This window comes from Citrobacter sp. RHBSTW-01013, from assembly GCF_013781985.1.
Lineage (GTDB): Bacteria > Pseudomonadota > Gammaproteobacteria > Enterobacterales > Enterobacteriaceae > Citrobacter > Citrobacter braakii.
The window spans coordinates 1,111,088-1,132,676 of record NZ_CP056185.1 but is presented as its reverse complement, the minus strand read 5'-3'; the positions used below and the strand labels follow the sequence as shown (position 1 = coordinate 1,132,676).

The 21,589-nt window shown below is 50.0% G+C and carries 19 protein-coding genes; 13 read left to right on the top strand and 6 right to left on the bottom strand.

Features of this window, described 5'->3' with window-relative positions; genetic code table 11:
• Positions 1–33: 33 nt before the first annotated feature.
• Positions 34–2,112 carry a formate hydrogenlyase transcriptional activator FlhA gene (gene flhA, locus HV350_RS05445; protein WP_181629959.1) on the top strand — a complete coding sequence of 693 codons (2,079 nt, stop codon included), beginning with the start codon at positions 34–36 and terminating at the stop codon, positions 2,110–2,112.
• A gap of 106 nt (positions 2,113–2,218) precedes the next feature.
• On the opposite strand, the gene HV350_RS05440 is transcribed toward flhA, so the two are convergent.
• Positions 2,219–2,563, bottom strand: a complete 345-nt coding sequence (locus HV350_RS05440; RefSeq protein ID WP_003825888.1) for a nitrous oxide-stimulated promoter family protein — start codon at positions 2,561–2,563, stop codon at positions 2,219–2,221.
• A 188-nt stretch (positions 2,564–2,751) separates the two neighbouring features.
• Here HV350_RS05440 and HV350_RS05435 point away from each other — a divergent pair, with 188 nt between their 5' ends.
• From HV350_RS05435 to sitD, 4 genes are read left to right on the top strand one after another with little or no spacing between them, the layout of a single operon-like run.
• Positions 2,752–3,669: a metal ABC transporter substrate-binding protein gene (locus HV350_RS05435; protein WP_019077550.1), complete on the top strand. Its 918-nt coding sequence runs from the start codon at positions 2,752–2,754 to the stop codon at positions 3,667–3,669.
• A complete protein-coding gene (gene sitB, locus HV350_RS05430) occupies positions 3,666–4,487 on the top strand; it encodes an iron/manganese ABC transporter ATP-binding protein SitB (protein WP_016154198.1) in 822 nt (273 codons plus the stop codon). The genes HV350_RS05435 and sitB overlap by 4 nt, the downstream gene beginning before the upstream one ends.
• Positions 4,484–5,341, top strand: a complete 858-nt coding sequence (sitC, locus tag HV350_RS05425; RefSeq protein WP_016154199.1) for an iron/manganese ABC transporter permease subunit SitC — start codon at positions 4,484–4,486, stop codon at positions 5,339–5,341. The genes sitB and sitC overlap by 4 nt, the downstream gene beginning before the upstream one ends.
• Positions 5,338–6,189: an iron/manganese ABC transporter permease subunit SitD gene (sitD, locus tag HV350_RS05420; protein ID WP_019077552.1), complete on the top strand. Its 852-nt coding sequence runs from the start codon at positions 5,338–5,340 to the stop codon at positions 6,187–6,189. Before sitC ends, sitD begins: the two co-directional genes overlap by 4 nt.
• A gap of 108 nt (positions 6,190–6,297) precedes the next feature.
• Here sitD and HV350_RS05415 read toward each other — a convergent pair whose 3' ends face one another.
• Both HV350_RS05415 and HV350_RS05410 read right to left on the bottom strand, forming a co-directional pair.
• A complete protein-coding gene (locus HV350_RS05415; RefSeq protein ID WP_019077553.1) occupies positions 6,298–7,095 on the bottom strand; it encodes an EAL domain-containing protein in 798 nt (265 codons plus the stop codon).
• A 228-nt stretch (positions 7,096–7,323) separates the two neighbouring features.
• A complete protein-coding gene (locus tag HV350_RS05410) occupies positions 7,324–7,926 on the bottom strand; it encodes a helix-turn-helix domain-containing protein (protein ID WP_181629958.1) in 603 nt (200 codons plus the stop codon).
• Positions 7,927–8,382: 456 nt separating this feature from the next.
• Between HV350_RS05410 and HV350_RS05405 the strand changes: the two genes are divergently transcribed.
• Together HV350_RS05405 and HV350_RS05400 are read left to right on the top strand one after the other, a co-directional pair.
• The gene (locus HV350_RS05405; RefSeq protein WP_181629955.1) at positions 8,383–9,168 is read left to right on the top strand and encodes a winged helix-turn-helix domain-containing protein; all 786 of its coding nucleotides are present in this window, start codon (positions 8,383–8,385) and stop codon (positions 9,166–9,168) included.
• The gene (locus tag HV350_RS05400; RefSeq protein WP_131346665.1) at positions 9,168–9,680 is read left to right on the top strand and encodes a hypothetical protein; all 513 of its coding nucleotides are present in this window, start codon (positions 9,168–9,170) and stop codon (positions 9,678–9,680) included. Before HV350_RS05405 ends, HV350_RS05400 begins: the two co-directional genes overlap by 1 nt.
• A 602-nt stretch (positions 9,681–10,282) precedes the next feature.
• Here HV350_RS05400 and HV350_RS05395 read toward each other — a convergent pair.
• Positions 10,283–10,774 (bottom strand): hypothetical protein, encoded by a 492-nt coding sequence (locus HV350_RS05395; RefSeq protein WP_181629953.1) that lies wholly within the window; start codon positions 10,772–10,774, stop codon positions 10,283–10,285.
• The gene (locus HV350_RS05390) at positions 10,761–11,618 is read right to left on the bottom strand and encodes a winged helix-turn-helix domain-containing protein (protein WP_225622936.1); all 858 of its coding nucleotides are present in this window, start codon (positions 11,616–11,618) and stop codon (positions 10,761–10,763) included. The genes HV350_RS05395 and HV350_RS05390 overlap by 14 nt, the downstream gene beginning before the upstream one ends.
• Before the next feature lie 282 nt (positions 11,619–11,900).
• On the opposite strand from HV350_RS05390, the gene HV350_RS05385 reads away from it, so the two are divergent.
• The 4 genes from HV350_RS05385 to HV350_RS05370 all read left to right on the top strand — a co-directional run bounded on the left by HV350_RS05385 (position 11,901) and on the right by HV350_RS05370 (position 18,215).
• On the top strand, positions 11,901–12,698 hold the full coding sequence (locus tag HV350_RS05385; RefSeq protein ID WP_131351317.1) for an EAL domain-containing protein: 798 nt from the start codon (positions 11,901–11,903) through the stop codon (positions 12,696–12,698).
• A gap of 237 nt (positions 12,699–12,935) precedes the next feature.
• Positions 12,936–14,105 (top strand): autotransporter strand-loop-strand O-heptosyltransferase, encoded by a 1,170-nt coding sequence (locus tag HV350_RS05380; RefSeq protein WP_181629952.1) that lies wholly within the window; start codon positions 12,936–12,938, stop codon positions 14,103–14,105.
• Between the two features lie 11 nt (positions 14,106–14,116).
• Positions 14,117–17,632, top strand: a complete 3,516-nt coding sequence (locus tag HV350_RS05375) for an autotransporter outer membrane beta-barrel domain-containing protein (protein ID WP_181629951.1) — start codon at positions 14,117–14,119, stop codon at positions 17,630–17,632.
• A 61-nt stretch (positions 17,633–17,693) separates the two neighbouring features.
• Positions 17,694–18,215, top strand: a complete 522-nt coding sequence (locus HV350_RS05370) for a LuxR C-terminal-related transcriptional regulator (RefSeq protein ID WP_181629949.1) — start codon at positions 17,694–17,696, stop codon at positions 18,213–18,215.
• 10 nt (positions 18,216–18,225) lie between these two features.
• Here HV350_RS05370 and HV350_RS05365 read toward each other — a convergent pair.
• A protein-coding gene (locus HV350_RS05365; RefSeq protein WP_249417763.1) for an IS1 family transposase occupies positions 18,226–18,923 on the bottom strand; the annotation gives its coding sequence in 2 pieces (ribosomal slippage) (positions 18,226–18,674 and positions 18,674–18,923; 699 coding nt in all).
• Positions 18,924–20,267: 1,344 nt separating this feature from the next.
• Between HV350_RS05365 and HV350_RS05360 the strand changes: the two genes are divergently transcribed.
• Both HV350_RS05360 and HV350_RS05355 read left to right on the top strand, forming a co-directional pair.
• Positions 20,268–20,828, top strand: coding sequence for a fimbrial protein (locus HV350_RS05360; protein ID WP_047357877.1), 561 nt, complete (start codon positions 20,268–20,270; stop codon positions 20,826–20,828).
• Positions 20,829–20,869: 41 nt separating this feature from the next.
• The gene (locus HV350_RS05355) at positions 20,870–21,577 is read left to right on the top strand and encodes a fimbria/pilus periplasmic chaperone (protein WP_049040384.1); all 708 of its coding nucleotides are present in this window, start codon (positions 20,870–20,872) and stop codon (positions 21,575–21,577) included.
• Positions 21,578–21,589 lie beyond the last annotated feature (12 nt).

The window sequence follows — 21,589 nt, the reverse complement described above, 5'->3', positions numbered from 1 at the left end:
ACCGTTCTGCGGTGCTTTTCCTGGAAAAGCAATATGTCGTATACACCGATGAGTGACCTCGGACAGCAAGGCCTGTTCGATATTACTCGTACATTATTACAGCAGCCCGACCTGCCGTCTCTCAGCGAGGCGCTTTCGCAACTGGTCAAGCGTTCAGCGCTGGCCGACTGCGCGGCTATTGTCTTATGGCAGGCACAAACGCAGCGTGCGCGTTATTTTGCGACGCGTGAAAATGGTAACCCCATCGATTATGAAGACGAAACGGTGCTGGCGCATGGCCCGGTACGCCGTATTTTGTCTCGCCCCGATGCGCTGCACTGCAACTATCACGAGTTTAGCGAAACCTGGCCACAGCTGGCCTCTGGCGGGCTGTATTCTAAATTTGGTCACTACTGCCTGCTACCGCTGGCAGCAGATGGGCGAATCTTTGGCGGTTGCGAATTTATCCGTAACGAAGACCAACCGTGGAGTGAAAAAGAGTACAACCGGCTGCAGACCTTCACTCAAATAGTCGGCGTCGTTGCTGAACAAATTCAAAGCCGGGTCAGCAACAATGTCGATTACGATCTCCTGTGCCGTGAGCGTGATAACTTTCGCATCCTGGTCGCCATCACCAATGCTGTGCTCTCCCGCCTGGATATTGATGAGCTGGTCAGCGAAGTCGCCAAAGAGATCCATCACTACTTCGACATTGATGCCATCAGCATCGTGTTACGCAGCGATCGCAAAAACAAGCTCAGCATTTATTCCACTCACTATCTGGATGAACATCATCCGGCACACGAACAAAGTGAAGTGGACGAAGCCGGTACGCTCTCTGAACGGGTCTTCAAAAGTAAAGAGATGCTGCTGATTAACCTGAGCGAACGCGATACCCTGGCCCCTTACGAAAGAATGTTGTTCGAAACCTGGGGCAACCAGCTACAGACTCTGTGCCTGCTGCCGCTGATGTCCGGCAATAATATGCTCGGCGTACTTAAGCTGGCGCAATGTGAAGAGAAAGTATTCACCACCGCCAATCTCAAACTGCTGCGCCAAATCGCAGAACGCGTGGCGATCGCCGTGGATAACGCCCTCGCCTACCAGGAGATCCACCGCCTGAAGGAGCGGCTGGTCGATGAAAACCTGGCGCTGACTGAACAACTCAACAACGTGGAAAGTGAGTTCGGAGAAATCATTGGCCGCAGCGAAGCGATGTACAGCGTACTCAAACAGGTCGAAATGGTGGCGCAAAGCGACAGCACTGTCCTGATTCTTGGTGAAACCGGGACGGGTAAGGAGCTGATTGCACGAGCAATTCACAACCTGAGCGGACGTAACGCCCGTCGGATGGTGAAAATGAACTGCGCGGCAATGCCTGCCGGATTGCTGGAAAGCGATCTGTTTGGCCATGAGCGTGGCGCATTTACCGGGGCCAGCACGCAGCGGATTGGACGCTTTGAACTGGCGGACAAAAGTTCGTTATTTCTCGATGAAGTTGGCGACATGCCGCTGGAGCTTCAGCCCAAGTTGCTGCGCGTTCTGCAGGAGCAGGAGTTTGAACGTCTGGGCAGCAATAAACTGATCCAGACCGACGTTCGCTTGATCGCTGCCACTAACCGCGATCTGAAACAGATGGTCGCCGATCGCGAGTTTCGTAACGATCTCTACTATCGACTGAACGTCTTCCCGATCCATCTGCCACCGCTGCGCGAGCGCCCGGAAGATATTCCGCTGCTGGTGAAAGCCTTCACCTTCAAAATTGCCCGCCGGATGGGGCGCAATATCGACAGCATTCCCGCCGAAGCACTGCGTACGCTGAGCAGCATGGAATGGCCGGGTAACGTGCGCGAACTGGAAAACGTCGTAGAACGCGCGGTTCTGCTCACCCGGGGCAACGTGCTGCAACTGTCCCTGCCGGATGTAATCGCTATGGCGCCGTCTACGCCGCCGGTGGCCACCGAAGTTGCGCAGGATGGCGAAGATGAATACCAGTTGATAATGCGCGTTCTGAAAGAAACCAATGGCGTTGTCGCCGGTCCTAAAGGCGCGGCACAAAGACTGGGGTTGAAACGCACAACGTTACTCTCGCGCATGAAGCGCCTGGGCATTGATAAGGACGCACTGGTTTAACGGATTATTGCCCGATAGCGCTACGCTTATCGGGCCTACGCCACTGGTGCGTTTGTCTTTGTCGGCCGGATAAAGCGCAGCCGCCATCCGGCATCGAATTGCTAAATCACTTCTTCCGCTGGTATTTCTCGGGTAATTCCGGCACCGGACGTTTGTCATCAATCAGATGACGCACGGTCAGGATCGGATGACGCCAGAGCATTCTGGGTCCAGCCCAACGCATAATTTGCTTCATCTCTTCGCGTTTAGCGGGCTGGTAACAGTGCACCGGACACTGTTTGCAGGCCGGTTTTTCCTCACCAAATACGCACTTATCCAGGCGCTTTTGCGCATAGGCAAACAACGCATCGTAATGCCCCGGTTCATCTGAAGCCTGCGGACACTGGCTCTCATACAGCGAGATCATTCTCTGGATCGTCATTTTCTCACGTGCAATACGTTTGCCGGACATGATGCCTCCACAATTAAGTTGCATAAATAATACACCTTAACTAAGCGCAGGACTATTCCCTGCCGGTGATACATTCCTTAGCACCCTACGCAAATAAGAATTATTTTCATTTGTTTATGCCATGTGCTATATAACATAGCAAAGGCTATATTCGATGATAAATTAACCACTTTGTTGTGAGGGATACTATGCCGCATCTGCCCCATCTGAAGTCATTTCTCCTTGCCAGCGTGTTAACGGCGCTTACGCTGTCACCTGCCTGGGCGAAAGAAAAGTTCAAAGTGATAACCACCTTTACGGTGATTGCCGATATGGCAAGCAATGTGGCAGGTGACGCGGCGGACGTCAGTTCCATCACCAAACCCGGGGCAGAAATTCACGAATATCAACCCACACCGGGAGATATTAAACGGGCGCAAGGCGCACAGCTTATTCTCTCCAACGGCCTTAATCTCGAACTATGGTTTGCCCGCTTCTACCAAAATTTGTCCGGCGTACCGGAGGTCATGGTCTCAAATGGCGTGCAGCCAATGGGTATCAGCGAAGGGCCATACAACGGCAAACCGAATCCGCATGCCTGGATGTCAGCGGAGAACGCGCTTATCTACGTGGATAATATTCGCGATGCGCTGATGAAATACGATCCCGACCATGCCGCAACCTACCAGAAAAATGCGGAGAATTATAAAGCGAAAATCCAGCAGACTCTGGCGCCACTGCATGCAGAACTGGCGAAGCTCCCTGCTGATAAACGCTGGCTGGTCACCAGCGAAGGCGCATTCTCTTACCTCGCGCGTGATAACGGCCTGAAAGAGCTGTATCTATGGCCGATCAATGCCGATCAGCAAGGCACGCCCAAGCAGGTACGCAAAGTGATCGATGCGATCAGAAAACATCAAATCCCTACCGTATTTAGCGAAAGCACCGTGTCCGACAAACCTGCGCGTCAGGTCGCCCGCGAGTCTGGCGCGTATTACGGCGGCGTGCTGTATGTCGATTCGCTCAGCGCTGCCGATGGTCCGGTACCGACCTATCTGGATTTACTGCGCGTGACGACAGAAACCATCGTCAGCGGCATCAACGACGGGTTAAGGAGCCAAAAATGAGTCAATCTGCGATTACCGTGAATCAGGTTACGGTGACGTATCGCAACGGCCACACCGCGCTGCGGGATGCCACTTTTCAGGTTCCGGGCGGCTCAATTGCCGCTCTGGTCGGCGTAAACGGTTCGGGAAAATCAACGCTTTTTAAAGCGCTGATGGGTTTTGTCCGGTTGGCGAAAGGGGAAATATCTATTCTGCAACAACCGGTTAATAAGGCGCTCAAACAGAATCTTATCGCCTATGTCCCCCAGTCAGAAGAGGTGGACTGGTCGTTTCCGGTACTGGTGGAAGATGTAGTGATGATGGGCCGCTTTGGCCATATGGGTTGGCTGCGTCGACCAAAACAGATCGACCACGACTGCGTGGATGCGGCGCTGGCGCGGGTAGATATGCTGGACTATCGCCATCGCCAGATAGGTGAACTGTCCGGCGGGCAGAAAAAACGCGTTTTTCTGGCAAGAGCCATCGCACAGGACGGGCAGGTTATTTTACTGGATGAACCCTTCACCGGCGTGGATGTGAAAACCGAGGCCCGGATCATCGATCTGCTGCGTGAACTGCGTGATGAAGGCCGGACCATGCTGGTCTCTACCCATAATCTGGGATCCGTCACCGAATTTTGCGATTACACGGTGATGATTAAGGGCACGGTGCTGGCAAGTGGGCCAACCGAAACCACCTTTACCCACGAGAATCTCGAGCTGGCATTCAGCGGCGTTCTGCGTCACGTCGCGCTGAGCGGCGGTGAACAACACGTGATTACCGATGATGAACGTCCGTTTATTTCGCGACGCGCGGCAAGCGAGGGGGAGCAATCATGAACTGGCTGACGGAGCCGTTTGGCTACCAGTACATGCTCAACGCCATGTGGGTTTCGGCGATGGTCGGCGGCCTGTGCGCATTTCTCTCCTGCTATCTGATGCTCAAAGGCTGGTCGCTGATTGGCGATGCGCTGTCGCACTCGATCGTTCCAGGCGTGGCCGGAGCCTATATGTTAGGGCTTCCCTTTGCGCTGGGCGCATTTCTTTCCGGTGGACTGGCGGCGGGCAGCATGCTGTTTCTCAATCAGCGTTCACGCCTGAAGGAAGATGCCATTATCGGGCTGATTTTTTCGTCCTTTTTCGGTATCGGGCTGTTTATGGTGTCGCTTAATCCGATGTCGGTGAACATCCAGACCATTATTCTGGGTAACATCCTGGCGATTGCGCCGGAAGATATTCTGCAACTGGCGATCATCGGCGTGGTTTCGCTGACCATTTTGTTTTTGAAGTGGAAAGATCTGATGGTGGTCTTTTTTGATGAAAATCACGCGCGGTCTATCGGTCTTAATCCGGGTCGGCTGAAACTATTGTTTTTTACGTTGCTCTCCGTTTCCACGATCGCCGCACTGCAAACCGTCGGCGCCTTTCTGGTGATTTGCCTGGTGGTTACGCCCGGTGCGACGGCCTGGCTGCTGACCGATCGTTTTCCTCGCCTACTCACCATCGCCGTGGCGCTCGGCAGCCTGACCAGCTTTTTCGGCGCCTGGCTAAGCTACTGGCTGGACGGTGCAACCGGCGGAATTATCGTCGTTCTGCAAACGCTGCTGTTCCTGCTGGCATTTGTCTTCGCACCAAAACACGGTCTGCTGGCAAATCGCCGCCGCGCCCGTCTGGTGAACAAGGAGCAAGTATGATCTTAACAACGCTGCTGGAACCTTTTCAGTTTAGCTTTATGGTTAATGCGCTGGTCATCTCTACCATCGTCGCCGTGCCCTGCGCGCTGCTGTCGGTATTTTTAGTACTCAAAGGCTGGGCGCTTATGGGCGATGCCATGAGTCATGCGGTTTTCCCAGGGATTGTCCTGGCGTGGATTGCGGGCATCCCGCTGGCAATTGGCGCGTTTATCGCCGGTCTGTTCTGCGCGGTGGCGACCGGATACCTCGACGATAACAGCCGCATTAAGCGCGACACCATCATGGGTATTGTTTTCTCCGGGATGTTTGGTGCGGGTCTGGTGCTGTACGTCTCTATCCAGTCGGAAGTCCATCTCGATCATATTCTGTTCGGCGACATGCTGGGCGTATCGTTAAGCGATATCATGCAAACCGCGGTTATTACTCTGGGGATCGCGCTTGTCATCGGACTTAAATGGAAAGATTTGCTGCTGCATGCGTTCGACCCACATCAGGCAAAGGCCAGTGGGCTTAACACCGCACTGCTGCATTACGGCCTGTTGTGCATGATCGCCCTGACGATTGTCGCCACGCTAAAATCGGTAGGGATTATTTTGTCAATTTCATTACTGATTGCACCTGGCGCCATCGCGATTTTAATGACGCGGAAATTTTCCCACGCCTTATGGCTGGCGGTGGCGATGTCGGTCATTACCTCATTTATGGGCGTGTACCTGTCATTTTTCATCGACAGCGCGCCGGCTCCCACCATCGTCGTACTATTTTCCCTGCTGTTTGTGATTACCTTTATTTATGCAACCCTGCGCGATCGGCGTTTAGAGAATCAGCTTCAGCTACAGGATCCGTAAATTATTGGTCAGCTAATGTTCTTGATATTAATATAGCCTCCGCCAGGAGGTTATATTATCGGCAGATTACAGCATCGTGATAATACGTTTAAATAAACGGATTATAGATTACTCTAACGTGAACAACGGTTGTGGCTTGCCAATGTGGTATCCCTGTAACCACCCGACATTCATGTGTTCCAGGTGCATCTGGATTTCGGCACTTTCAACAAACTCGGCGACAACCTGCATACCTTTCATTGCCGCAACCCGGCAGAAAGATTCGATGATATAGCGACTAACCTCACATTTTATAATCCCACGAACGAAAGACCCATCAATCTTCAAAATATCTGCTTCAATGTTCATCAGGCGTTCATAGCTTGCAAACCCGGCACCGAAGTCATCAATCGCGATCCGACATCCCAATTGACGTAGTAAGCGTAGTGTATCTGCCGTGTGTTCTTTATCTGACAGGGTATCAGCCTCGGTTATCTCAAAAATAATCCGTTGCGGTATCACCACATATTCCTGCAACAACGCAGTTATCTTTGCAACGATACCTGAACGACATAGCGTCACTGGCGCCAGGTTAATGGAAAAACAACTCAGCGGATGGTAGCGCATGTACTTCAGGGTGTTCTCAATAACCCAAAGATCGATATCGGGTGCTAACCCTGTGTCGCGTGCAACCGACAGAAAATGGTCAGGGGAAAGAAATTCCCCGTGCTCATTGAGCATGCGGATCAGTATCTCATGATAGGATTCATCACCACGAGTACTGACGATAGGCTGGGCCAGCAGGACAAAGGTATTGTGATCCAACGCGTTTTGCAGTGCAGCGCGAACATCCGTTGTATCGGTAGTAGGGTTGCCAAACAGTCGGCTATGCTGTGCCTCAAGGTTTTCCGGCCTGCCGTTGGTCATTGGCGATATGACTTTTGTTATTATTGGAGGGAACATCATATTCATATCAAATTAATAAATAAATACTAATTTATAGATAAAAATGGACATTCCGCGTAGCTGGCATCAGCGGTGAAGAAAAAGACAAAAACCAACATACTGATAATCAACAAAAATCACAAACCCAGTTTTTGCATTATCATTCCAGCTGAGTGCAAAAAAACACGTCAGATGCTTTTAATGTTAACTTTAACATACAAAAAAAGAGAGTTTCCCTCGCTTCATAATTATTTTTCCGTCACTCACTAACTCCTGCAATACTTTGTGGATAGCACTGCGTGAGATATGATTTCGAGCGAGAATGAATGTATACACAGATGTGTTTTCACGCATCTCAGGCTCCATCGACCAAATATACTTCAGGTGTTCAATAATCAATTCACGGATAGTGCGATGCGATTGCAATTTTTCTCGCTGAAAATAGCGTTGCAGATGTAGCGTTAAAATATCAAATGCATGTTTCCAAAGATTCTTTGCAGTGAACAAAAGTTCGGCATTGGTTGCACTCATCGCCCACATTTCACAATCGGTATCACAACGTAAATAGTGTCCGGCAACTTCCGTACGCATTTGCGGCAAGCCGAGGATGGCCGGTGCAGATATACTTACCATCACTAAATCATTTTCCACACGATGAACAGAGACGGCCCCTTTCTCCAGAAACAAGATATTTCCATCACTCTTCAGATCAATACGCTGGCGTTTTTTGCGTAAGGACAGCCAGGCATTATCTGACTTTTTCATTTCATCACCAACAAGCACTACAGCATTTTCAATATCTTTCTGGAACATGGGACTCTCTACCGCAAATTATGGCTTTGTCAAAACGAGGGTGGAATTTTACTCAACACGAAAAATAAATGTCAGCTCACCAACAAGCTGACATTTATTCCCATCTACATCTACCACCGGCATTCCCTGGTGCCGTTGACGCGTTCAGACTCATTCTGTTTTCGCGTGGTGGCGCCAGGCAGTATATGACGCTGTCCATAAAGAATTAATGGCAATCATCTTTGTCGTTGTTATTTCATCTTTCTGTTCTTTGCAATGTAGCCAAAAAGATACAATGCATTGATTTATATATAGTTTATTTTCATTAAAAAGTTATCATTGTTGTTATATTATGATACTAAATTGAAACACTTCGCGGTTCTCGCTGCAGGGTCGGGTCCATACTGGTGGTCTTTATGGGCTAAGTGGTATCATGACTCGCCAACCGCCTGGCGCACCAGCAAGAGTAGAAACATCATGTCTGAGACTGGCAATGTCAGTTATCTGATTGAAAAAATAATAATATTTACGCCAGCTACACAATCTCTGGCGCGGATAGATCAACCCAATCAGCGGATAAAACTCAAACACTCGGCGTCATTATGTCTTTTATTACTTATTCAACATCGCGGGCAAGTGGTTTCCCAAAACGAACTACTGGAATTCGGCTGGGGTAAAAATCACCGCCAGGTGAGCTTCAACGCCTTTTATCAAAGCATTCTCTCTTTGCGCAAAAGTTTGCTGCAGCTGGAACTGGAGCAACCGCTTATCACCACGATCCCCCGCAAAGGGCTGATCATCCAGGAAGAGTTCAATATTCAGGTGATTGAAACTCCGGAGGAGAGCGTATCTTTTACAGCAGAACCCTTAGTGCCGGATGCCGCCATAGAAGAACTGTCAGATGACACAGCGCGCCAACCTTTGATAACCACTGCTGAAATGGTAATACTTGCTATTACCCTGATAATTTGTGTGCTTATAATGTATCCGTGGCAAACCAGTGATAACTATTTCTCCGGCTATATCACCGCAGACAAAGCCCCCACTGACTGTCAGTATTATTTTAATAATGATGCCAGTAATTTCTCCCGACATACGGCATTTATCAACAAAAATCCTGGGTTGTGTCAGAGCCATAAATTTATCTATATCACCACCTACCCTGAATCCAAAAAATTATCCGTGCTTGTATGTCGCTCACCGATGAAAAACAGGCAGGAAAACGCCTGTCAGTCAGTTTATTACCCACGGTATGATAGCTAATGAATTTTTATTCCCGAACGCCCCGCATCCAGACTGGTATTATCCTGCTGCTTTGTTTTGCTGCGCTAATTGTTACCGCCGTCTACCGGTACAGTAAAAACAATGGTCAGTTACATAATCTGACCTGTCGGTCTGCCATCGAGATTGTACGCAATACAAGCTCATTCCGAGGGATCATTGATATCAAAACCGGCGGCAGCAAAGGTATTGTGAATATTGATGGCATTATCAAAGATGCCGAAAATAATGAGCAGACCGTGCAACGCATGGTACTTTTTACACAATCCAGCTACGGCTCAAGCCCGGTTTGGATTTCGCAGAAAATCCAAATCTCCAATCGCGAAACAGCACCCGCCAGTCTCATTCAGGAACTCCTCCCCGACTTCTTCCTGAGCAACACCAGCGTATCCAACGTCGATTTTTTTGCGCTGAATAGAGAGACGTATTTGATTACCAAAGAGGGGATCCCCTATCTGTACTGCCAGAACTATGCGTTGCCGGAAAATGAATAATCAATAAGCGAAGATTAAAAAAAAGCAAAAACGATTTGAAAGAGTCACTTGATACGGACTTCATGAACCACACGGCAATGATGTCTTGGTGTGTTAATGCTGATTAATAAAGATTATTTTCTCTCATAATATAAAAAACCTATTCTAACCTACACTACCATAACTCACTGATTATGCGAACATTGTTACCCTGCTCGTCCAGCGTTATAACTTTCTGGTTTTCCAATAATCTCTTCCCCCCATCAATGCAGGATGTCAGCGACGAAGGACGGGCTGACCTGTGAAAAAAACGTATATGCTCGACACCTGTATCTGAGCGTTCATCCTGCACGGGCAGCTGTAATTCGTACTGAAGCGCCTGGAGCAGGCGGTGTTGGCCAGCGATCGGACGTGGTCTCGGCTATCAACTGGGCCGAACGACACGGCGATTGCCGGCATGCTATCGCCGCCGGCGTGTGCTGGTGACCATTAATGTGAGGGAGTTTGAGCGGGTGCCGGGGCTCACGCTGGAAGACTGGGCAAAATAAGCCGTAGTCTCCTGGAGTATCCTCTGAGCATACCCGGTATGGTTTTTGAGCATGTCGGGTATGCTGTCTTTATCGCTACCTGTCCTTATTCACGCAAAGCGCAAACGGCGACTGCAGATTTTCAATCAACCAGCCATTTAACAACGGATTGATCCTGATCTGACGGACTGTACCTTCCGGAACATAAAAGAAGCTGTGTTTGAATATTTCATCACTGGCGGTGTCCTGTGATTTTTTGGCATAGTGCATATTGCTCACTGAAATTTCGCCTGGCCTGTTCACCTCGTAACCGAAATGAATCGTCCTGGAAACCGTTTCGGGGTCACCTTCAGAATTGATATATCCGGACAACACAACCTGACCAGAGAATTGTTTATCAAGACGAAAGATGAGGTTCAGTGTGGCAGTAAAATCAGGGTTAAGATGGTTATAACGAATGATCGTGCTGCAGTCGATGTCCATGCCATTCTGTCGCTTAAGCATGTACATATAAAACCCGATGGACGATGCCATGACCAGTAGCAGACTGACAGCTGCACAGAGGCGACTTATCTTAATTGCTTTCATAGCCATTCCAGTAGTTATTAAGGCAGGATATATACTGCTTGTCTTTCGTTGTACATCTGCTGATAAATACCCGGCCTTTACTGCCATAAATATAAGCGTCTGACGCCTGATAAAGAAATACAGCCCCGTCCAGGCAGTCAATATTATTCTGCCGGGCCAGGGTGACAAATACGTCCTTCTTTTTCTCAAGGAATGAAATGGAGTTTTTCTGAATGGTGTACACCGGGCAATTCTGATAGTTAAACAGAAAATGGGTCTGAATATCTTTCAGGGCCGATGTGGTTGTTGCCGGGATCTGACTGCCCGCAATAAAAATGGCGGCACTGGCGGCAAATATAGCTAACAACAGAATGTTAAAGATTATTCTGTGTTTTGCCGAAAATGCAGAATACCGCCGTTTTATTCCGGCTCCGGTACAGTCCGTCGTTGTAACCGACTCATGCACCGGGAATGTATCTGTCATCACCACGACCTCTATATCCTGATTAAACATAAATCCGATTCGTGGCACAGTGGTAATACATTCTGCCTGAATCCCGGTGCTGACAAAGTGCTTCCTGATTTCGGAAATATATTTATTAAGGGTGTGGTTTGACGAACGCAGGCCGTGTAAATCCCAGACATTATCCAGCAGCTCATCCCGGTTAATCACCTGCCCCTGTCTTTCCAGCAGATAGGCTAAAAGTCTGTTCATGGTTGCTGTCAGAATAATGACAGAATCTTCATCCGAGACCGGCCAGATTGTGCCATCATCTGAACGATACCTGGCCAGAGAACTGATTAAATAATCCACATGAACACTCCAATATCCTGAACGTAAGGCGATAAAAAACGCCTGTTCCACCTCATTATCACTACGTCTGACTTTTGCAAAGCATACCATACGCAGCCAGGATATCTTAATTACCAGGTTAATTGATTGTAAATCACTTATATTTTAGCATTTTAATCCGCAAAATAACTTAACGCCGATACATGAACTTATTTGCCACTCTTCTCAGTTAAGATTGTTCGCAGAATGAGCAGGTTCTTATCATCTAATAGTCATCAGCATTACTGCCATTCACCATCCGGGATATGAAGAGTTCCCAGGTTAACGGATCCACCATGGTTCAGGAGCAACTCCATGATAAGCACCAACATGCTCAGGAAGGCAGAACGTTTCTTCAGTAAGGCCGGAACACGGATAAGAGAGTCGATCCTGTCAGCAGAACTGGCTGGAGCTGAGTTTGTGCCTTATGTGCAACCGGTTTACAGGGCTTACAAGGTTGCAGGCGGAGAAGTGTTATTGAGGATCCGAAAAGATGGAGTCCTTCACTCTCCGGAGAAATACATCTCTGCAATGGAGTCATGCGAGGTGATTAATGATGTGACATGCTCTTTGCTGTCTGATGTTAAAACTTTTTTCAACGGCTATGAAGGAGCCCTTCCCGATGACTTCTATCTTTCCTTCAATATCTGTGCGAGACAACTGAATTCCCCGGACGTTATTGAAGCAGTGACCGATTTTAATAAAACATTTGAAGGACGCATTGCTGTATTACTTGAAATTGTCGAACGTGGCACGATGCATCTCGATGACTTTGCGCTTGACGCAATGCAACAACTTACCGATGCAGGTGTGCGATTTGCGATTGATGACTTCGGAAACGGAAGTTCGTGTCTTAAATATATTGAGCATTCGGGTTTTTCAACCATCAAGATTGATAAATGCCTTACAGTGGCCAGCAACGGTTCATTAATTTATTCCGCGGTAATTGATTCAATCGTAACCCTCTCTGAACGATTGCAAATCCAGCTTGTGGCAGAGGGAGTGGAAAATAAAGAACAATTATCTCTTTTGAAAGATAAAGGTGTGAATGTTTTTCAGGGTTATCTTTTTTCAAAACCCGTCAGCATGCACGAGTTCTGCAAACATATTTAACACCCTTACCCCTGTAAACAGACCGGACATGACTGACTGAGTGGAAAATAAAAATCACGCCCTCAGCTGCAGGGTAATTTAAATACATTTACAGTCGCAAAACATTTAATCCGGAACTGCTTATGGGCCTGAGTTAAAAACGGCTCACAGCCCGTCACGGAAAATATTACAGATATAAACCAGTGCAATTGACTGACCCCTTATCGACTGCACATGAACACTAGGGATATATAAGATATGTCAGCTAACTTTGCAACACCTCCTGAATTTCCGACCTGTGCCGGACCGGAAGGTATTCTGTTTGACTTTAATTACGGCGCGCGTGTTTACCTTCCGGAAGGGAAATGGCATGTCATTTTAATGGATGATGATTCCGGCAATATCCTTTTCAGCTGTGATTCTGACGGCGGGTGGGTCGCCAGTACCAAAAAATATTACATCCGTTTCCGCATTCAGGTATTCCACCAGGGAGAAGCGCATCCGGTCCTGGATGAAACACTGGACATGAAGGACAAGCCGATCGTCATCTTTTTCCCGACCGGAACCCTGGGCGATATACTTGGCTGGTTCCCTTACGCCGAGCGATTTCGTCAACTGCACCGGTGCCAGCTTGAATGCGTCATGGGGCAGGAAATCATTGACCTGCTCAGCGCACAATATCCGGAGATAACCTTCTCCACAAAAGAATCCCACCGGACAATCAATCCCTACGCGTCCTGGTACGTCGGTCTTTTCTTCAAGGATGACACCCTTCATCAGCCCATTGATTTCAGGAAAGTCGGCTTTCACCGCAATGCCGGTTACATCCTCGGGGTTGACCCGCGGGAGTGCCCGCCTCGCCTGAAGCTTGATGCAGAGCGAAAAATTGCGGAGCCCTACGTCTGCATCGCCGCGCAGTCAACCAACCAGGCTAAATACTGGAACAACGGTCACGGCTGGGCAGAGGTGGTAGCCCACCTTAAATCACTGGGATACCGGGTGCTGTGCATTGACCGCCAGGCCCATCACGGTCAGGGCTTCGTCTGGAACCACATCCCCTATGGTGCCGAAGACTTCACGGGCGACATTCCGCTTCAGGAGCGGGTGGACCTGTTAAGGCATGCGAGCTTCTTTATCGGTCTGAGCAGCGGGCTGTCATGGCTTGCCTGGGCGGCCGGCATTCCGGTGGTGTTAATCAGCGGATTCAGTCTACCCAACAGCGAATTTCACACTCCCTGGCGGGTGTTCAGCAGTCATGGCTGTAACGGCTGCTGGGATGACACATCGGTTGATTTTGACCACCAGGATTTTTTGTGGTGCCCGCATCACAGGGATACCCCAAGACAGTATGAGTGCACGCGACTGATAACCGGACGACAGGTTACAGGGATGGTGGACCGTCTGCATGCAGGATTAGTTGATAATTAAGGAGCGTTACTATGAACAAGATATATACCACCGTCTGGTGCGAGTCGCGCCAGCAGTGGGTGGTCACCTCTGAGCTTGCGACCGGGTCCAGTCGCCCGAAGCTGGCGCCGAAGAAAAGCGCGCTGGCGCTACTGCTGGGGGCAATGCTGCTGCTATCAGCGCCGGTTATGGCTGTGGATTATGTGGGCACGACGGTAGACGGGAATTCGGGTAATCAGAATCTTTATTCAGGAGATACGGCCACCGATACCACCATCAACAGTGGTGGAATACAGTTCGTCTCCAGCGGAGGCACAGCCAGCGAAACCATCATCAACAGTAGCGGTCGGCAGAACGTCTCCAGTGACGGTACGGCTACTGGCACTACCATTAATAGCTTTGGCGTACAATATGTCTACAACGGAGGCACAGCCACTAATACCATCATCAACAACGATGGCTGGCAGTATGTCTCCAGTGGCGGCACTGCAACTTACACCCACATCAACATCGGGGGTGAACAGTACATCGACGATGGCACAGCTACCGATACCACGGTAAAAGGTGGCGTACAGTACGTCTCCAGCGGCGGCACTGCCACAGCCACCACTATTAGCAGCGCTGGCTGGCAGTACGTTTTCAATGGGGGCTCGGCCACCGATACCACCATCAACAGCGGCACCCAGACCGTCTACAATGGCGGCACAGCCAATGGCACCACCATCAATAACGGTGGCCTCCAGCACATCTCCAGCGGGGGAACAGCCACTGACACCAGCATCAACAACGGTGGTAAGCAGCACGTCTCCAGTGGTGGTACAGCCACCGACACCACCATTAACAGAGGCAGCCAGTACGTCTCCGGCGGTACAGCCACCGACACCACCATTAACGGTGGCTTCCAGTACATCAGCGTCGGTGGTACAGCCACTAACACCACCATTGACGGTGGCGGCCAGTACATCAGCGTCGGTGGTACAGCCACTAACACCACCCTCATCGGTGGCAGGCAATTCGTTGATGGTGGCAGAGCCACTGAGACTACCATCAACAAACTTGGCAGGCAGTATGTATCAAGCGGTGGTTCGGCCACTGGGACTACCATTAACGACGGTGGCCAACAGGTCGTCTCCAATGGCGGCACAGCAACTGACACCACTATTAATTTCTTTGGCGAGCAGATCGTCTACAGGGATGGTACAGCCACAGCCACCACCATCAAAAACGGTGGCGGGCAGTACATCTACAGTGGGGGCACAGCCGCTTACACCAGTATCAGCGGTGGCGGGCAGCACATCTACAGTGGGGGCACAGCCGCTTACACCAGTATCAGCGGTGGCGGGCAGCACATCTCCAGTGGGGGCACAGCCGCTTACACCAGTATCAGCGGTGGCGGGCAGCACATCTACAGTGGGGGCACTGTCACTGACACCACCATCAACAGTGGTGGCCGGCAAAACGTCTCCAGTGGCGGCACAGCCGCTTACACCAGTATCAGCGGTGGCGAGCAGCACATCTACAGCGGAGGCACTGCCACAAACACCACTATCAACAATGGCTCACAGGTAGTCTACAGTGGCGGTACAGCCACTGACACCACCATCAATAGCGGTCAGTCGTGGCTACAGACGGGGGCACTGGCTGACGGCGAAACCAAAGTGAACGCCGGTGGTGAGCTGCTGATGGACGCTGGCTCTGTCGCAACGGACGTGCGCATCACGGGGGGCACCCTCTCTGTCGCCGACCTTACCAATACCACCGCCAGTTATACCCCGGCTCAGGTCGATAAGCTCACCATGAACGGCGGTAACGTCAACTTCCTGCGCAACAGCAAAGGTGAATTCGCGAAACTGACTATTACGGAACTGAACGGAACCGGAAACTTCCTTTTCAATACCTCGCTGGCCGACCGCAAAGCCAACTTTGTCACCATCGAGCAGGGTTCAGGCCAGTTTGGCATTGCCGTTAATGACTCCGGTAAGGAGATATCAGACCACACTGACCTCACAGTGAACCTCATCCATGAGAAGGGGGGTGACATTGATTTTGAGATGGTCACGGCTAACGGGCGAAGCACCAACATGGTTGACGGGGGGACCTACATGTACACCCTGTTCAGCGAGCAGAATAAGGACGGTCTCAACGGCGGTAACGTCTGGTACCTGGGCGCGATGACGGAAGAGCCTGGCGGTGGTGAAAACCCTGGCGGTGAGAACCCGGGCGGCGGTGAGAATCCTGGCGGTGGTGAGAACCCGGGCGGCGGCGAGAACCCTGGCGGTGGTGAGAACCCTGGCGGTGGTGAGAACCCTGGCGGTGGTGAAAACCCTGGCGGCGGTGAGAACCCTGGCGGTGGCGAAAATCCTGGCGGTGGTGAGAACCCTGGCGGTGGCGAAAATCCTGGCGGTGGTGAGAACCCTGGCGGTGGTGAGAACCCTGGCGGTGGTGAAAACCCTGGCGGCGGTGAGAACCCTGGCGGTGGCGAAAATCCTGGCGGTGGTGAGAACCCTGGCGGTGGCGAAAATCCTGGCGGTGGTGAGAACCCTGGCGGTGGTGAAAACCCTGGCGGCGGTGAGAACCCGGACGGCGGTGACAACGGCAACACCGGCGGTAGCGGAAGCGGCGGCAAGAAGCCGATGACCACCCCGGCAACGGACGCCATCCTGGCCATGTCGAATGCCGGCCTGAATGTCATCCACTCCGAGCTGGAAGGCCTGCGCATGTACCGGGCGAATCTGGATAAAACCGGACCGGAAAGTAACGTCTGGGGTCACTACCTTGGCAGCAAAAACCATACGGATACCAGCAACGGCGCGGCGTATCAGCTTAATCAGAACGGCATTGAAATCGGTGCCGACACGCGGACGGATTTTGCGCGCGGCAGCCTCGTTACGGGGGCATTCATGTCTTACAGCGACAACGCTGTTAAACACGCCCGCGGCGGTAAAAGCAAAATCGACAGCTACGGTATCGGCCTGTATGCAACATGGTTTGATGCCAGCGGCTTCTACGCTGACGGTGTGGTGAAGGGCAATCGCCTGAATAACAAACTCAGCGCGGTAATGACCAATGGTGGCAAAACCAGCGGTGACTGGAATCAATATGCCTTTAGCACAGCCGTTGAAGGTGGTTACCAGTTCGATCTCAAAGATGACGTAAGCATTACGCCTTTTGCTCGCCTGGCATTAGTTCAGATGACAAGTGAGGACGTGAAGCTGAGCAACGGCATGAAGGGCAATACTGGAACTCCACGTTCTGTTACGGGTGAAGCCGGTGCGAAGATTGCCGGTAAATTCAGTATTGGTTCGAATGAATTCAAGCCTTACCTGTCCGCTGCGGTAGTTCAGGAGTTTGCTGACTCAAACGAAGTCACCATCAATGCGCGCAACCGCTTTGACAACAACGTCAAAGGCACGTCGGGCAAGTACGGTCTGGGCGCATCGGTCAGTGTCGGCAAGGACGTAACGCTGTACGGCGAGGCGAATTATCGTCAGGGCAGCCATACGGAGACGCCGGTTCAGGGTGTGGCCGGTATCCGTATTGGATTCTGATGTTATCTCAGGGGTCTTAGGGCCCCTTTTCATTCTTATCCTTCATGTACTGGTAATGTCTATGCCTCACATAATTTTGACAAAAGATGTTTATTTAAAGAAAGCGTTGTCTGTCATCCTTGAACAGGTGTCTCCCGCCAGGAAGCTCTGCATTGTTGATATTGAATCTTACAGAAGCTTGGGCGCGATTTTCAGACTACTGAAAAGAAAGAAACTGACTGATAAGCACGGGTTAATCTTCATCGGTGGCAAAGATGTCAGTTCAAGGGTTCTTGAGCCGCTTGTGACGATATACAGAAAATCGTGCTTTAAGGACTTTCGAAAACAACTCAATGACGGCAGGACGCATTCACCTCAATATGCGTTAAATCATATTGCATGCTGCAGGGATCTCAGCTTGCTTTCAGGTCAGGAAAAAAAGACACTTTTTGCCCTGCGTGATACTGACGACACCTTGGCGATTGCCAGGAAAATTCATCTGTCGCCAAAAACTGTTTATACCTATACCAGCAAGATCAGGCAAAAGTTTAACCTCAGTTCGATACTGCAGGTCAGACAATTTATTTTCTCAGAGTTTGGGTAATGACTCCAACTTATTGATAGTGTTTTATGTTCAGATAATGCCCGATGACTTTGTCATGCAGCTCCACCGATTTTGAGAACGACAGTGACTTCCTGCCCAGCCTTGCCAGATGCTGCCTCAGATTCAGGTTATGCCGCTCAATGCGCTGCGTATATCGCTTGCTGATAACGTGCAGTTCTCCCTTCAGGCGTGATTCATAAAGCGGCCAGCCATCCGTCATCCATACCACGACCTCAAAGGCCGACAGCAGGCCAAGAAGACGCTCCAGCGTGGCCAACGTGCGTTCACCGAATACGTGCGCCACAACCGTCCTCCGTATCCTGTCATACGCGTAAAACAACCAGCGCTGGCGGGATTTAGCGCCGACGTAACCCCACTGTTCGTCCATTTCCGCGCAAACAATGACGTCACTGCCCGGTTGTATACGTGAGTTTACCGACTGCGGCCTGAGTTTTTTAAGTGTCGTAAAATCGTGTTGAGGCCAATGCCCATAATTCGTGCACTGGCGCGGCATCCGACGCCATTCATGGCCATATCAATGATTTTCTGGTGTGTACCGGGCTGAGAGGCGGTGTAAGTGAACTGTAGCTGCCATGTTTTACGGCAGTGAGAGCAGAGATAGCGCTGATGTCCGGCAGTACTTTTACCGTTACGCACTACGCCTTCAGTAGCTGAGCAGGAGGGACAACTGATAGAAACAGAAGCCACTGGAGCACCTCAAAAACACCATCATACACTAAATCAGTAAGTTGGCAGCATCACCAGAGTTTGTCCTTGATGCTGAAACCGGAGAAGGGCTTTTCCCCTGAACCTCCGAGATTTTTAATATCAACAGACCATTAAAGAATGCAGGCAGAAAGTGATGGCCTCAAGGGGTATTTGATAATAGACAGGATGAAATGACAACCACCAACTGGTCTTTTCGAACGTTGTTACTTATAGCAGGTGGAAGCACAGGAACGGGCACATTTAACCGCATTGTTGATGCCACGATCACTTGCCCGTGATCAGTATTTGAGGGTGGTCTGTTTTAGCTGACATTAGCTAAAATCCCGACCGGAAAGACGGAGAGATAATAATCAACAGGAGTGTACAGGATAAACTGGCACGTTCTCTTGCCGCTGAAACAACTGATGCTATCCCATTTATTCCGTACATGTTGCAGGATCTCTGGGCACCTGGTATCAATCCTGAAATTGTCCTGGCACTACTTTTAAGGAATTTCAAGAACGATAGCTTCAGATAACACAGAATCTTGAAACAGTAAAAATCATCGGCGAGCGCTACTCACCGTAGCATCTGGCTCGTGTAGACCGGTAAAACTCAGGCGGGTCCGCAGCGAATTGCAGACCCGATATACGGCATCCCTTCCCTCTCTGACCGCCGGTAATAAATGTCACCGACAGTTGTATATTGATGCAACGATGATTTTATAGCTCGGGCGACTTTTCAGGCGCAGAGTTAGCGGTGAAATTTGACGGTGTGCCAAGCTGATATTCTGCAATGCGGCACAATCATCCGGTCAGACAGGTATTGATCATGTTCATAATCCGATTGATTGCCCTGCCCGGGAGTCCACTTTAGCCCAAGGTCGACACAGTAATTGTATCTAACACGTTTATTTTATTAAGTTTTTGATAACAATTAGTTAATTAATTTATTCATTCGCCTATTCCGCTGTTCTGCAAAAACGTCATTTGCAGCTTTTGTCCATCATCTAACCAGTAATTACTTTCTTAACGCTAGCCTCTTCATCCCCTCGCTCATGATATAAATTTATAAAAAACATTAAAAATAGCGTTTTAATCTTAAAAAAATAATTTAATCGATATTTACATTTACCAAATATGCAAACAATGGTCTTATATTCCAACCTTACAGCGTGACGCGAAATGTTGTTCTGCAACCGAATGCGCCACTCCAGAGAAGGTGAAATGAATCATCAACATCTGTTCAGATGCCAGGGATGATGTAGCGCGAACCAGGGAGCAGGGAAAAAGTTTCACGCTACTGACAAAAGTAAATTTGATTATGAAAATGGGATATACACAAATGTTTAACAAAACATTCATCGTAGCGGCATTGATGGTTTCCAGCTCTGCATTTGCAGCTGAATCAACCGGCGTAGCGGGTGGCACTATTACCTTTAACGGTTCAGTGTCCGATACCACCTGTAACGTGGTGACCAATAACGGTTCAGACTTCACGGTAAACCTTTCCCCTATTGCTGTGGGTGATATGGGCACCACCGCCGGTGTTGTTAAAACCAACGCCAAAGACTTCACCATGAATCTGAAAAACTGCTCTGCGGCATCGGACGAAGCTAAAACGCTTAAAATCACTTTCAGCAGCAGCAACCTGTCGGATGACGCTAAATACCTGAAAAACTACAGCGACAATGGCGCCGAGGGTGTGGGTATTGCGCTAACCAAAGACGGTAACACTGCCGTACCGTTTGATACCGCTTTCGATACTGGTCTGAGTTCCGCTGACGCTGCCACCGAAGATGGCGTCACACTGACCATGTATGCCAACTACTACAACTACGGTGGCGCGGCCGTAACAACCGGTAAAGTAGTTACTGACGCAACTTATTCCTTCAGCTACGACTAACTCATTCAGCCGGGGTCTCCCCGGCTCTCCTCTACGACATTATGAAAACTCTGATATTTTTTCTTGCGGCTACGTTCATTTCCATGAATGCCAGCGCAAGCGTTGTGATCAACGAAACGCGTGTTATTTATCCGGCCAGCGCCAAATTTGTGTCGGTGCAACTGGTAAACGACAGCGAACAAACCCATCTGGTGCAGTCCTGGATTGACGAGGGCGATGCTTCCGCCGCGCCGGAGAAAGTCAAAGTGCCGTTTTCTCTGCTGCCTCCGGTCGTAAAAATGAGCGGACACGCCGGACAGGCTCTGAAAATCTCGGCAATGAACACCCATTCGCTGCCAAAAGACCGCGAAAGTGTGTTCTGGCTTAACGTTCTGGACGTCCCTCCCGTCCCTGAAGGGAGTGGAGATAGCTACCTACAAGTGGCCATTCGCAATCGTATAAAACTGTTCTATCGTCCGGATCAACTGAGCGATCTCGACAGCAGCGTGGCGGAGAAAATTACCGTTTCGACTTCTGGCGGTCACACTTGCCTGAAGAATAATTCGCCATATTACATGACCATCCCTCAGGTCGTGACCTGGCAGGGGGGCGAGCTAAAGCAAAGCCGAAAAGATAATTTACTGGCTGAGACTGCGTTTATACCGCCGTTTGGCTGCGCGCTGGTATCCAGCAAAATTCAGTCCGGTGGGCAATATCGCCTTACCTGGCTTGATGATTATGGCGCAAAGAGATTCAGCACTATCCACTGATATCCCAGATAA

Bases quoted from the DNA above. Each gene is read 5' to 3' on its own strand.
- flhA (WP_181629959.1), top strand. From the start codon at position 34: ATGTCGTATACACCGATGAGTGACCTCGGACAGCAAGGCCTGTTCGAT.
- HV350_RS05440 (WP_003825888.1), bottom strand. From the start codon at position 2,563: ATGTCCGGCAAACGTATTGCACGTGAGAAAATGACGATCCAGAGAATG.
- HV350_RS05435 (WP_019077550.1), top strand. From the start codon at position 2,752: ATGCCGCATCTGCCCCATCTGAAGTCATTTCTCCTTGCCAGCGTGTTA.
- sitB (WP_016154198.1), top strand. From the start codon at position 3,666: ATGAGTCAATCTGCGATTACCGTGAATCAGGTTACGGTGACGTATCGC.
- sitC (WP_016154199.1), top strand. From the start codon at position 4,484: ATGAACTGGCTGACGGAGCCGTTTGGCTACCAGTACATGCTCAACGCC.
- sitD (WP_019077552.1), top strand. From the start codon at position 5,338: ATGATCTTAACAACGCTGCTGGAACCTTTTCAGTTTAGCTTTATGGTT.
- HV350_RS05415 (WP_019077553.1), bottom strand. From the start codon at position 7,095: ATGACCAACGGCAGGCCGGAAAACCTTGAGGCACAGCATAGCCGACTG.
- HV350_RS05410 (WP_181629958.1), bottom strand. From the start codon at position 7,926: ATGTTCCAGAAAGATATTGAAAATGCTGTAGTGCTTGTTGGTGATGAA.
- HV350_RS05405 (WP_181629955.1), top strand. From the start codon at position 8,383: ATGTCTGAGACTGGCAATGTCAGTTATCTGATTGAAAAAATAATAATA.
- HV350_RS05400 (WP_131346665.1), top strand. From the start codon at position 9,168: ATGAATTTTTATTCCCGAACGCCCCGCATCCAGACTGGTATTATCCTG.
- HV350_RS05395 (WP_181629953.1), bottom strand. From the start codon at position 10,774: ATGAAAGCAATTAAGATAAGTCGCCTCTGTGCAGCTGTCAGTCTGCTA.
- HV350_RS05385 (WP_131351317.1), top strand. From the start codon at position 11,901: ATGATAAGCACCAACATGCTCAGGAAGGCAGAACGTTTCTTCAGTAAG.
- HV350_RS05380 (WP_181629952.1), top strand. From the start codon at position 12,936: ATGTCAGCTAACTTTGCAACACCTCCTGAATTTCCGACCTGTGCCGGA.
- HV350_RS05375 (WP_181629951.1), top strand. From the start codon at position 14,117: ATGAACAAGATATATACCACCGTCTGGTGCGAGTCGCGCCAGCAGTGG.
- HV350_RS05370 (WP_181629949.1), top strand. From the start codon at position 17,694: ATGCCTCACATAATTTTGACAAAAGATGTTTATTTAAAGAAAGCGTTG.
- HV350_RS05360 (WP_047357877.1), top strand. From the start codon at position 20,268: ATGTTTAACAAAACATTCATCGTAGCGGCATTGATGGTTTCCAGCTCT.
- HV350_RS05355 (WP_049040384.1), top strand. From the start codon at position 20,870: ATGAAAACTCTGATATTTTTTCTTGCGGCTACGTTCATTTCCATGAAT.